Below are 12,589 nucleotides of genomic sequence, written 5' to 3'. Positions count from 1 at the left end.
AATAGGAGGAATTATGGGAAAAGTTATAGTAATTACTTCAGGAAAAGGTGGAGTAGGGAAAACGACAAGTAGTGCGAACTTAGGTGCAGCACTAGCTATGCAAAATCAAAAGACGCTATTAATTGATACAGATATAGGTTTAAGAAATTTAGATGTTGTTATGGGATTAGAAAATAGAATAGTTTATGATTTAATAGATGTGATAGAAGGAGTTTGTAAACCTAAGCAAGCTATAATAAAAGATAAAAGAAATGATAACTTGCATTTATTGCCAGCAGCTCAATCAAGAGATAAGAATGCTGTAACTCCAGAGCAAATGAGAGAATTAATTGAAATATTAAAAGCTGAATATGATTTTGTATTAGTTGATTGTCCAGCAGGAATAGAGCAAGGATTTAAAAATGCTATCGCAGCCGCAGAAGAAGCTTACGTTGTAACAACACCAGAAATTTCTGCAGTTAGAGATGCAGATCGTATTATTGGATTGTTAGAAGCAAATGAAATTAGAAATCCAAAACTAATAGTTAATCGTTTAAGAGTAGAAATGGTTAAAGATGGAAATATGTTAAGTGTTGATGATGTAACAGATATTTTAGGAATTAAACCTATAGGAATAGTTCCAGATGATGAAAATATAGTTATATCTACAAATAAAGGTGAACCTTTAGTATATAGAGGAGAATCTTTAGCAGCTAGAGCATATGTAAATATAGCTTCAAGAACACTTGGACAAAATGTTGAATTTTTAGATTTAGATCCTAAAGTTGGTTTTTTTGATAAGATAAAAGAGATATTTAAAAAATAAGGGGAGGCGAAATATGGGATTTTTTAGTTTTTTGAATAAAGAAAAATCTAGTTCAGTAGCTAAAGACCGTTTGAAGTTAGTACTGATACATGATAGAGCTATGCTTTCTCCCAAAATGCTTGAAACTTTAAAAGATGAGATAATTGCAGTAATATCTAAGTATGTAGATATAGATAGGGATTCTTTAAATATTGAAGTTTCTCAAGAAGCGGAAACGGGAAGAGAAACAGCACTGATAGCGAATATACCTATAAAAATAAAAAAATAGTACTACGGTGCTATTTTTTTTTGATAGGTTAGGGGAGAAAAATTAAATAATACAGGGGGATAAAAATGAAAAAAGAAAACTTTAGTAAATTATTATTGCTTTTAGTTGCCATGATTTGGGGAAGTGGATTTCCAGCTACGAAAATAATTTTAGATAGTGGCATAAAGCCATTTGAGTTTTTAGGTATAAGATTTTTTATAACGGCAGTAGTTATGTTTTGTATTATGAGAGTAAAAAAAATAAAAATTGAAAAAACAGAAAAAAATTTAGGTTTAATAGCTGGTTTAATTTTATTTTCAGCTTTTGCTTTTCAAACGGTTGGATTGGTTTACACAACTTCATCTAAAAATGCCTTTATAACTGGGGCAAATGTTATTTTTGTACCATATATTGTATGGATCATTACAAAAGAGAAGCCAAAATTAATTTATATACTATCATCTATTCTGTGTTTTATAGGGATAGGATTTCTTTCTTTTGAAAAAAATTTAACGATTAATTTTGGAGATTTTTTAACATTTATATGTGCGATATGCTTTGCACTTCAAATCGTAGTTATAGGAAGTCGGATAAAAAATAAAAATCCCTTTACGATTAATGGTTTTCAAATGTTTTCAGCAGGAATTATTGGTATCTTGCTGAATATAATATTTGAAGGAGCAACAATCTTTACTAGAACATATGAATTAAAACAGATTTTGGCCTTAGTATATATAATTCTTTTTAATACTTTCATCTGTTATTCAATTCAAACGTATGCTCAAAAAGAGATTAATCCTAGTCAAGTTTCTTTAATTTTAACAACAGAGATAATATTTGGAGCACTATTCTCTGTTTTACTATTGGGAGATAAGATGACTTTTCAAGTTATAATAGGTGGATTACTGATTTTTACATCTATACTATTAACAGAAGTCAAAAAACGATAAAAGTTAATTAGGAGGAAAACATGAGCCATATTGTAGGTAAGTCAGCATATAAAAGTTTAGAGGAGAGACTGAATAGATTTCCTCAAGGAGCACCACCATCTAAAGTCTTATATGATATACTAGCGATACTATTTTCAGAAAAAGAGGCAGAGTTAGTAGCACAACTTCCAATAAAACCCTTTACAGTAAAAAAAGCAGCGTCAATTTGGAAGATATCAGAAAAAGATGCTAAAAATATTTTGGATACATTAGCATCAAGAGCGATTTTATTAGATACTATACATAAAGGGGTTCAAACTTATATATTACCACCACCAATGGCTGGATTTATAGAGTTCTCTATGATGAGAACTAGAGGAGATATTGATCAAAAACTTTTAGGTGAACTTTTATACCAGTATATGAATGTAGAAGAGGATTTTATAAAAGATCTTTTTTATAGTTCTGAGACAAAATTAGGAAGAGTTTTTATAAATGAAGATGCCCTAGAAAAAACTAGAGAAGCGCAAAAAACTATGTCTTCAAATACTTTAGACAATTTAGTTCAAGTTTTAGATTATGAAAAAGCTTCCCATATAATAGAAACATCAGATCATATGGGGATTAGTATGTGCTATTGCAGACACAAGATGCAACATGTGGGAAAAGCTTGTGATGCACCAATGGATATTTGTATGACTTTTGGAAATGTAGCAAACTCTTTAATAAATAACGGGTACGCAAGAAGAGTTGATAAAATAGAAGGAATGGACTTACTTCAGCAAGCATATGATAGTAATTTAGTTCAATGTGGTGAAAATGTTAGAGAAGGAGTAACATTTATTTGTAATTGTTGTGGATGTTGCTGCGAAGCTTTAGTAGCGGCTAAAAAATTTGGGATGATGCATCCTGTAGAAACAACAAATTTTATTCCTAAAATAAATCATGATACATGTGTAAGCTGTGGAAAGTGTTTAAAAGTTTGCCCAGTTAATGCAATAAAGAAAGTAGAAAGTGAATATGTAGTTCAAGAAGAGCTGTGTTTAGGATGTGGTGTATGTGGAAGAGCTTGTCCTAAAAGTAGTATATTATTAATGCCTCGTGAAACAAGAGTAATAACTCCGATAAACTCTGTTCATAGATCAGTTTTGATGGCTATAGAAAAAGGAATGCTTCAAGAGTTAATTTTTGATAATAAAGCTTTGTTTAGTCATAGAGCTATGGCAGCTATACTTGGAGCAATTTTAAAACTATCTCCTGTTCATAAGATTATGGCGAGCAAACAGATGAAGTCAGTTTATTTAGAGAAGTTATTAAAAAACTATTAATTTTAAGGATGGAGAGATTTATGAAAAAAATCATAGTTTTCCTATTTATTTCATTTGTATCTTTTATAAAAGGTGATGAAATTAGTAAAAATAAAATGAGAGAGCTTATTGAACAAATAAAAATCCAATCCAAAGAAAAAATATTAGTGCCACAAAATGGAACTAATATTTTTTTTAATGGAGATAAATTGGATAAGATTTTTATAAAAAATGTAGAAGGCGTTTCACAAGAATCACTATTTTATGGAGTGGGAGGTATAAATGAAGAGACTCCTGAAGATGAAAAAAATTATCTTTTAAAGAATTTAATCGAAATAGAAAAAGAGGGAAAAGTTGTACTCTCAGTAAATTATGCCAATGCTAAAAATCTTAGAAATAAAATTTTAAAAGATACACGAAAATATAATTTTATAGGAGAGGCAGTTCCATCGTATAGTGCTAATAGTATTTTTCAACCTCTTCAAAAAAATAGTTTAAAAAATGTAACTAACTTAAAGGAAGTTAAAAATTTTTTATATCTTTTAAATCCTGAAAAATTTAAAAATATAGATGATTATTATAGAGTTTTAAAGAATACAGATTTTGATTTATTAATTATAGAACCTAGTTTAAATGGTAAATTTTTGACAAAAGAACAAATTGATTCTTTAAAAATAAGAAAAAATGGAACCCGAAGATTGATAATTGCTTACTTTAGTATAGGAGAGGCAGAAAATTATAGAGATTATTGGCAGACGTCTTGGAATAAAAAACTACCTGAGTGGATAGTTAAAGAGAATGAAAATTGGAAGGGTAATTTTATAATAAAATATTGGAGTCCACAATGGAAAAAAATTATCAAAAATTATCAAAAGAAATTAGATGACATAGGAGTAGATGGTTATTACTTAGACACTATAGACACTTATGAACAGTTTTAGAGGTGGTATTTTATGAAAAAAAAATTTATTTTAAGTATAGTTGAAAGTATTTTATATTGTTTAGGGGTATACTTAATATTTTTTTACTTTTCAGATTTTAAAAGTGATTTTTTAAATATGAATATGCAGCCATTAGCAATTATTATAGGAATAATGGCATTAAAATATGGGGTTTATATTAGTCTACAAACAGTTATAATAGCTTCATTATTTTATATGCTTGCATATTATCAGCTAGGAAATGATATAGTAGTCTTTTTTTTAGATTTTAATTATTATAAATTTGTATTAATTTTCTTTTTTATTGCTTTATCTCTTGGAAGATTTTCAGATAATCTTAGAAAAAAAATAGATGAATTAAAGGATGAAAATAAAATATTAGAAGAGAAAAATAAAAATCAAAGAGAGAAAAATTTAGAGTTAGTAAATATAAATGAAAGATTAAAAAGTAGAATAGTAGGAAGTAAAGAGAGCATTTTAACTTTGCATCAAATAACATCTTCAATATTAACTAAAAATGTGGAAAAAATATTTACTCAGATTTTAGAAATATTAACAGATTTTTTAGGAAGTGATGTAGTTTCAATTTATATTTATAATAAAGAAAGAAATACCTTTAGAGCAAGAGTAAAAATTGGAAATAGTATAATTCCAAATTTTATAGTTGTAGAAGAAGGTGATATTTATTCTAAAGTTTTAAAAAATAAAGAAACTATTGAAGGAAATAGAGATTTAAATATAAAAAATCCTGTCTATGTAGCTCCAATTTTAAAAGGAGAAGAGGTTGTTGGAATTATAAATATAGAAAGATTAAAATATGGAAATCAAGAGAAATATTTATTAGAACTTTTTAAGGTAATCAGTCAATGGATAAATAACGCTTTAGTAAATGCTTTTGATAAGGCAGAGATTGAAACATTAAAAAATTCATACGAGAATACAAGAATATATAATTTACAATATTTTTCATATATATTAGAAGAGGATAAAAAAAGAAAAAAATTATTTGGATCTGAATATATAGCCTTAGAGGGTGAAAATCCAGGAATTACTCCAAAAGAGTTGAATGAAAAATTGAAAGGAAAAGTGAGAGATATAGATGTTGTTGGAATGAGTAATGAAGCTATAAAATTCCTTTTTGTAAATGCTAATAAAGAGAGTAAGGAAGTTCTAATGAAAAGAGTATCTGAAATTATTCCAGGAGTTGAAATAGATGAAATCTAAATATATATTAGGTTTAGTATTAATAACAGTATTCTTTTTTCAAGAGTTAAGGATAAAAAATTTAGAAGATTTATTTAATTTAAAGCAAATTTATAATTTTAATCTTCCTGATCCAATATCTGGAAATTTAAAAATAGAAAAACCTGAAAAATATCTTATTTTATATGGAGATGGAAGTGAAGGAAGTCAAGATATAAAGAATGGTTTAGAAGAAATTTTTAATTTTTCAAAAGTTAAGTATGATTCTATTTCAATTTCTACAGATGAAGTATTAGATTTTTCGGAATATAGTTTAATAATTTTAGCAGTAGAAAACTATAGTGGATTATTAAAAGAAAATTTTTTAGGAATAAAAAATAAAATTGAAAAGGGTGGAAATTTATTTATAACTCAAAGATCATATAGAAGTCCATTTAATCAAATGGCTGGTATAGAAAAAATAGGAGAATTTATTGAAACTAAAAGTTTCAATCTAAAAAAGGATATATTTCCAGGATTAAAAGAGTTGAAACCAGGAAGTATTATTTTTGGTAGTTCTGGACTAAAGATGGATCTAAAAAAAGATATAGATGTAATAGCAACAACAGATACTAATGAACCACTAATGTGGATTAGAAAATATGGAGAGGGGAAAATATTTTTTAGTAATACTACACTATTTCAAGGTAAAATTTTCAGAGGAATAATGAAACAACTTATAGCTTATGTGGAGGATGTTACATTTTTTCCGATTTTAAATTCTAAAATACTTCAAATTGATGATTTTCCCTCACCAATTCCAGTAGTTCAAAATGAAATTATAAAAAAAGAATATGGAATGAATACTTCAGAATTTTTTAATCTTATTTGGTGGCAAGATATGATGGGAATTGCAGAAAGACAAAGGTTAAAAATGACAGGATTTATTATAATAGAATATAATGATTTAACTATTAAAGATAAAATAGTTAAAGTTGGTAAAAAGACATTCGACGATCTTAGTAAAAGAGGAAGAGAGTTAAAGTCAGTAGGTGGAGAATTAGGATTACATGGATATAATCACTATTCTTTAGGTTTGAAAAAAGAGATTGATTATGAGGACTATGGGTATACTCCTTGGGAAAGTATTGATGCAATGAAAAAAGGATTAATAGTAGCAAAAGATGAGATAAAAAATATTTATGGAGAAAATTTTAATATCTATAGTTATGTTGCACCAAGTAACTTATTACCTGTAAGTGGAAAAAAAGCAATAGTTGAAACATTTACTAAATTAAAAGCATTTTGTGGAATTTTTTATGGAGAACATGAACCTGGATTACTTTTACAAGAAGTAGGAAGAGATCCAGATTTTAAGGATATATATTCTCTTCCTAGAATGTCTTCAGGTTTTTTTTATACAGATACAATTATTTGGCAAATATATAATGCTATTGGAGCGTATGGGTATCTTTCTCATTTTATACATCCAGATGATATTATGGATAAAGAAAGAGGAAATGGAAAATCTTGGGAAGAGTTAAAGGCAGAGTTTGAAAAGATATTTTCAACTGTAAATAGTAATTATCCAGTTTTAAAATCACAAATTCAAAGTGAAATGACATATGATTATAGTATTATAGAAAATATCGAAGTAGAATATGAAAGAAAAGATAATATGGTATTGGTAAATATAAAAAATTATAGAGGAAAATTTGATTCACATTTTAAAGTAAAGAATAAAAAAATAGTTAAAGTCTTAGGTGGAGATTTTAAATTTATAAGTACTAGTGAAAATGAATCTTTTTATATTGTGACAGTAAAAGAGCCGGAAGTTAAAATAATATTGGAGGACTTATAATGAAAATAAAATATATATTATTTATAAGTGTATTTCTTATATTAGATAGTCTAATATTTTATAATTTTAAAAATGAAGTTTTAAGTTTTAGATCATACTTTTGGATTTGCCACTTCTCATTATCTTTAATTTTTATATATTTAAATAAATTAATTTCAGGAGAAAAGCAATTTGACATCTTAATTTTAATTTTTCCTGTAATTGGTTATTGTATGATTTTAATAAATCAATTTTTATTTTTTAGAGACTACTTTAAAAGCGAGATTGAAATAAATGAAGATTTAGAAAAATATATTTTAAATGAAGAGAAAGAGATAATAGTAAATAGTTCTATTGATCTCAATTTAATAGGAGCTTATGATATTTTAGCTGTTGGAACTCCAGTAGAAAAGAAAAATTTTTTAATTGGATTTGAAACGCAAAATTTAAAATTTAAGATTGAAGTTCTAAAAAAAGCTTTATGGGATGAAGATATCGAAGTTATTCACTATGCTGCAACAGAGATAAATAAAATTGATGAAAATTTTCAAAAATTAATAAAAGAAAAAACTAATCTAAAGAATTTAAATGAAATTTGTGAAGTATATTACGATTACTGTACGTCCGGACTTTTAATTGGAGAAATTTTAGAATTTTATCAAAAAAAGTATATATATTATGTAAAATCTAAAAAGGAGATAGAGTCTAGAGATAAATATAATCTTTTAAATATATATAAAGATATGAAAAATTATATGGAATGCGATAAACTTATTGAAGATATTATAAAAAATGAGAGCTTGGATCAAACTACAGTAGAGTTTATAGAAAAATATTATTATGATTTAAATAATAATGAAATGTTGAAAGAGGTTAGAAGATGGCAAAAATCTGTTTGATATGTGAAGGGTCTTATCCATATGTTGTAGGTGGAGTTTCCTCATGGATTCAAGAATTAGTAAAATCTAATGAGGAACATACATTTTCCATTGTATGTATAATACCAAATTTGGATTTTGCAAAAATAAAATATGAAATACCTAAAAATATAATAGAAATTAAAAATATAGTTTTAGATAAAAACTATGAAATTTCACCATTTAAAGTTTTAAAAAATAGATTTGATTTCAAAAAATTAGAGGGAGATATAGAGAAAATTTTAAATTTTAACAATACTAACTCTGAAGAAGTCATAAAAATTATAGAAAAAATATCAGATAAAAAATATGGTAATCCATTAGAGATAATAATTAATAAAAGTTTTTGGAATAGTTTATTAAAATATTATAATGAGAATTATAGTAAAATAGGTTTTAATACTTTTTATTGGACATATAGAAATATATTTTTGAATATGATTTCTCTATCTCAAGAAACTTTACCTAAAGCAGATATATACCATCCTGTGGCAACGGGGTACTCTGGGTATATATCAGTAGTTGCAAAGCTTAAAAATGGAGGCTCGTTACTTTTAACAGAACACGGAATTTATCCTCGTGAAAGAGAAGAGGAAGTTATTGGAGCTAAATGGATAGAGAAAGATTTTAAAAAAATTTGGATAGATTTTTTTTATTTTTTATCGAGATTAACTTATGATAGATGTGACAAAATAATATCTTTATTTGAATATAATAGAAAACTACAAATTGAAAATGGGGCAAATTTTAAAAAATGTGAAGTGATTCCAAATGGTATTGATATTGAGGCTTATGAAAAAGTTATTAGAGAAAAAAGAGAAGGATTTAATATAGGTTCAGTTTTAAGAGTTGTACCAATAAAAGACGTGAAAATGATGCTAAAAGGATTTAAAATGGCATTACCTAAACTTAGAAATACAAAACTTTTTTTAATAGGACCAATAGAAGAAAATGAAGAATATTATAATGAATGTTTAGAATTGGTTGAAAATTTGGATTTAAAAAATTATGTTATTTTTACTGGTAGAGCAGATGTAAAAGAATATTATAAATTTTTAGATTTTTTAATGCTTACATCAATTTCAGAAGGACAACCTCTTAGTATCTTAGAAGGATTAGCTTGTGGAATACCATTTATAGCTACAGATGTAGGGAATTGTAGAGAAATTTTAAAAGAAAAGCCTGAGGGTGAGGCTGGAATAATTGTTCCACCAACTTCATACTCAGATTTAGGGGATTCTATAGTTTCACTTTTTCAAAATAGAGAAAAAATAAAAGAGATGGGTAAAAATGGAAAAGAGATAGTAAAAAAATACTATTCAAAGAAACAGTTTATAGATTCGTACAAAAGATTATATAAAGAGTTAGGAGAGTAGTAATATGGCAGGAATAGGATTTGAATTAAAAAATCTATTTTCAGACGATAATAATACCTTTCAAGATATAAAGGCTATGGCCTATTCGGCTCTTATCGGAGTAGGCCCATGGTTAATAACCGTTATAACTTTAAATATTCTTATGTTTATTGGGAAACAGTATATTTTATCAAGAGGAGAGAGAAATCTTTTTATGACAGGAATAGTATATTCTTTCATTTTTTCTCAACTTTTAACAGGAGCAGTTCAATATCTTATAACAAGGTTTATATCAGATTGTATATATTCAAATGAACAAAAAAAATTAAAAGCAACGTATATAGGAACAATAAAGTTTATATTAATAATAGCCTTTTTTATAGGAATTTTATATTTTAAAGGTCAAGATTTATCTTGGTTTTATATATTTACGCTTACATCTTTATTTTGTTTTTTATCTGGAATTTGGGTAAGTATGAACTATATATCAGCAGTAAAAAATTATAGTTACTCAATATTGGCTTATATAATAGGGAATATTACAGCAATAGCATTAGGTGGATATATTTTAAAGTATTCAGACAATGAATTTTTTAAAAATAATTTAGCTTATTCGATTATATTATCTTATACAATTGGGATAGGAATAACATTTTTTATGCTATTTTCATATTTAACATATATATTTGAAGATTCAGATGAAAGCGAATTTGAATTTTTAAGAGCATTTAAGCGATATACATCTTTAAGTTTTATTGGAATATTTTTTAATTTTGGAATGTGGTCACACATATTTGTAAATTGGATATATGGTGATTCATATAGAGTAGGAGGAGTATTTTTAAGTTCACCCTTATATGAAGTAGCAGTATTCTATGCTTTCTTTTTAACAATTCCAACGATGATTTATTTTTTAGTATTTATGGAGACTAAATTTTTTCCGATTTATAAGAAGTACTACGCTCTTTTAACATTAAATGGAAATTTAGTTGATATAAATATTGAAAAGAAAAAAATGATTGATGTATTAAAAGAGGAAATCTATTATATAATGGAGTTGCAATTTTTTGTTTCCTTTTCAGTAGCTCTTTTATCTAAAATCATATTTTTGAAATATGGAATGGATTTATATCTACTGGATTTATTTAGAGTTATGATTTTTGGAGCCTATTGTACCGTTTTTATATCTGTGTATATAACGATATTTTTATATTTTGATTCTAGAAAAGAAGCTTTATTGGTCTCAATGGTATTTTTCTTTTTAAGCACTTCTTTTTCAATACTAACATCATTAATGGGAAAAGAATATACGGGACTTGGTTTTTTTATAGCAGCATTTTTATCTCTTATTTTATCAGAAATAATGCTAGATAAAATAGCGCAAGAATTAAATTATATTACTTTTTATAAACAGAATTTTACCTTTAATATTGAAGCACCTTTTATTGAAAAATTAGAGAAAATATTAAATCGTAAGCTGTTATTTCCAGTGATTATAGTTATACTTCTATTTTTAAGTGGTTGTACAAATACTCATACAAAAGATGGATTTAATAAAAAAACTAAAAGAAACTGGAATACAATGAGTTATTATAATAAGGCTGGTTATAATTATGAAGGTTATAATCAAGAAGGAATAAATTCAAGAGGTTTTACAAAAGAGGGATGGAATGTGTACACAGATTCACCATATGATTATTTTAATTTTGATTTTGGTGGAATCAACAGTGATACTGGAAAAAATGTTGATGAAAGAGGATTTGATTATACGGGATATAATAGAATAACTAAAACCGACTATGACAAAAAAGGTTTTGATTTTCAAGGAATAAATAGAGAAACAATGACAGAGTACGATAAAAATGGGTGGACATGGTATGGTCTAAATAAAGAAACCAATAATTATTATAATAAAGCCGGTTATAATTATGAAGGTTATAATCAAGAAGGCTATAATAAGAATGGCTATGATCAAGCTGGAAATAAAAAACCAAAAGATGATTTAGAAAATAATAGTGAAGTAATTACTTCATATGATACTAATTATGATAAAGAGGGCTATGATAAAAATGGTTATGATGAAAATGGAGTAGATAGAGAAGGCTTTAATAGAAAGGGAGTGTATGTGGGAGATGAATATTAAGAATGTTATATGTACATTTCTACTACTTCATGTAAGTTCTTTTAGTGTTGGACGGGAAATACTAAATTTTTATTTAGAAGAATCAGAGAATAACCTATATCAGAATTATGGAGAGTTAGAAAATAAAGATGGAAAAGAATATTATAAATGGAAAATTGGAACTGGAACATCAAAATTAAGAGAAAATTGGACTTTTGATTACGATATTGAAAAAAAGTATGATAAAAACTCTAATACAGATGGTTGGGAAAATACATTTTCTTTATATAAAAAATTAAAAGAAAAAGAAGCTTTTGGAAAAAGTTGGTCTAGAGATATAGGACCATACATTAAATATAATGTAAGTGATATAGCTGGAGACTTTGGAGAAAATTTTAAGGAAAATAAATATTCAATCAGATATAGAGTTCGAACAAATTCAGATATTGGTTTGGGTGGATCTTATTGGGGATTTGATTCTTTTCTTTCATCTATTGACACAAACTCTCGAGACGGATATTCTTTAGAGGGAAATTTAACAGGAAGTATAAATTTAGGTTATGGATTCCAGAATTTTTTCACAATTTATAATGAATATTTAGATTACGGAAATAATAAAGGAACATATTTATTTAGAATCGAAAATAATTTTAGATGGACATATGATTTAAACGAAAACTTCGCATTTTCATTGGATTCAGAAATTGATTCGTATAATTATTATAGAAACACAGATCAAGATAAATCCTTTAAATTCAATATAGGTCCATACTTGCTCTATAGTCAAGATTTAACAGAGAAGTTACGAATTTTTGCGAAAATTGGAGTAACTGGATATAATTTTGAAGAAGTAAAAACAAAATTTTCAAGTGTTTCAGAATCTGGACTATATATGAAAATTAGATGTGGTTTTGAATATATATTTTAAAAAAAATAGTTAAAAA

The 12,589-nt window shown here is 26.3% G+C and carries 11 protein-coding genes; all 11 read left to right on the top strand.

Annotated features, from left to right (window positions below; all coding sequences use genetic code 11):
• The first annotated feature begins 13 nt into the window (after nucleotides 1-13).
• Entirely contained in the window at nucleotides 14-805 is a 792-nt protein-coding gene (minD, locus tag MKD34_RS10465) for a septum site-determining protein MinD (protein ID WP_240221501.1), read from the top strand.
• Nucleotides 806-818: 13 nt separating this feature from the next.
• Nucleotides 819-1,073: a cell division topological specificity factor MinE gene (gene minE, locus MKD34_RS10460; RefSeq protein ID WP_023050345.1), complete on the top strand. Its 255-nt coding sequence runs from the start codon at nucleotides 819-821 to the stop codon at nucleotides 1,071-1,073.
• A gap of 65 nt (nucleotides 1,074-1,138) precedes the next feature.
• Nucleotides 1,139-2,002, top strand: coding sequence for a DMT family transporter (locus tag MKD34_RS10455; RefSeq protein WP_240221499.1), 864 nt, complete (start codon nucleotides 1,139-1,141; stop codon nucleotides 2,000-2,002).
• A 20-nt stretch (nucleotides 2,003-2,022) separates the two neighbouring features.
• Nucleotides 2,023-3,309 carry a 4Fe-4S binding protein gene (locus tag MKD34_RS10450; protein ID WP_240221497.1) on the top strand — a complete coding sequence of 429 codons (1,287 nt, stop codon included), beginning with the start codon at nucleotides 2,023-2,025 and terminating at the stop codon, nucleotides 3,307-3,309.
• Between the two features lie 20 nt (nucleotides 3,310-3,329).
• Entirely contained in the window at nucleotides 3,330-4,229 is a 900-nt protein-coding gene (locus MKD34_RS10445) for an endo alpha-1,4 polygalactosaminidase (protein WP_240221495.1), read from the top strand.
• Between the two features lie 12 nt (nucleotides 4,230-4,241).
• Entirely contained in the window at nucleotides 4,242-5,453 is a 1,212-nt protein-coding gene (locus tag MKD34_RS10440) for a GAF domain-containing protein (protein ID WP_240221493.1), read from the top strand.
• Nucleotides 5,443-7,272 carry a DUF2194 domain-containing protein gene (locus MKD34_RS10435; protein ID WP_240221491.1) on the top strand — a complete coding sequence of 610 codons (1,830 nt, stop codon included), beginning with the start codon at nucleotides 5,443-5,445 and terminating at the stop codon, nucleotides 7,270-7,272. Before MKD34_RS10440 ends, MKD34_RS10435 begins: the two co-directional genes overlap by 11 nt.
• Nucleotides 7,272-8,150, top strand: a complete 879-nt coding sequence (locus tag MKD34_RS10430) for a hypothetical protein (RefSeq protein ID WP_240221489.1) — start codon at nucleotides 7,272-7,274, stop codon at nucleotides 8,148-8,150. The genes MKD34_RS10435 and MKD34_RS10430 overlap by 1 nt, the downstream gene beginning before the upstream one ends.
• Nucleotides 8,132-9,544: a GT4 family glycosyltransferase PelF gene (gene pelF, locus MKD34_RS10425; protein WP_240221487.1), complete on the top strand. Its 1,413-nt coding sequence runs from the start codon at nucleotides 8,132-8,134 to the stop codon at nucleotides 9,542-9,544. Before MKD34_RS10430 ends, pelF begins: the two co-directional genes overlap by 19 nt.
• A gap of 4 nt (nucleotides 9,545-9,548) precedes the next feature.
• Nucleotides 9,549-11,666, top strand: a complete 2,118-nt coding sequence (pelG, locus tag MKD34_RS10420; RefSeq protein WP_240221486.1) for an exopolysaccharide Pel transporter PelG — start codon at nucleotides 9,549-9,551, stop codon at nucleotides 11,664-11,666.
• Complete coding sequence (locus tag MKD34_RS10415; protein WP_240221484.1) at nucleotides 11,656-12,573, top strand: hypothetical protein; 918 nt, start codon at nucleotides 11,656-11,658, stop codon at nucleotides 12,571-12,573. The genes pelG and MKD34_RS10415 overlap by 11 nt, the downstream gene beginning before the upstream one ends.
• Nucleotides 12,574-12,589: the final 16 nt, after the last annotated feature.

The sequence above is a fragment of the Cetobacterium somerae genome (assembly GCF_022430525.1).
In the GTDB taxonomy this organism is placed as follows: Bacteria; Fusobacteriota; Fusobacteriia; order Fusobacteriales; family Fusobacteriaceae; genus Cetobacterium_A.
Note: the sequence above shows the minus strand (reverse complement) of the source record. Positions and strands in the feature narration are given on the sequence as shown.

Coding starts and splice junctions, on each gene's coding strand:
- minD (WP_240221501.1), top strand. CDS start 14: ATGGGAAAAGTTATAGTAATTACTTCAGGAAAAGGTGGAGTAGGGAAA.
- minE (WP_023050345.1), top strand. CDS start 819: ATGGGATTTTTTAGTTTTTTGAATAAAGAAAAATCTAGTTCAGTAGCT.
- MKD34_RS10455 (WP_240221499.1), top strand. CDS start 1,139: ATGAAAAAAGAAAACTTTAGTAAATTATTATTGCTTTTAGTTGCCATG.
- MKD34_RS10450 (WP_240221497.1), top strand. CDS start 2,023: ATGAGCCATATTGTAGGTAAGTCAGCATATAAAAGTTTAGAGGAGAGA.
- MKD34_RS10445 (WP_240221495.1), top strand. CDS start 3,330: ATGAAAAAAATCATAGTTTTCCTATTTATTTCATTTGTATCTTTTATA.
- MKD34_RS10440 (WP_240221493.1), top strand. CDS start 4,242: ATGAAAAAAAAATTTATTTTAAGTATAGTTGAAAGTATTTTATATTGT.
- MKD34_RS10435 (WP_240221491.1), top strand. CDS start 5,443: ATGAAATCTAAATATATATTAGGTTTAGTATTAATAACAGTATTCTTT.
- MKD34_RS10430 (WP_240221489.1), top strand. CDS start 7,272: ATGAAAATAAAATATATATTATTTATAAGTGTATTTCTTATATTAGAT.
- pelF (WP_240221487.1), top strand. CDS start 8,132: ATGGCAAAAATCTGTTTGATATGTGAAGGGTCTTATCCATATGTTGTA.
- pelG (WP_240221486.1), top strand. CDS start 9,549: ATGGCAGGAATAGGATTTGAATTAAAAAATCTATTTTCAGACGATAAT.
- MKD34_RS10415 (WP_240221484.1), top strand. CDS start 11,656: ATGAATATTAAGAATGTTATATGTACATTTCTACTACTTCATGTAAGT.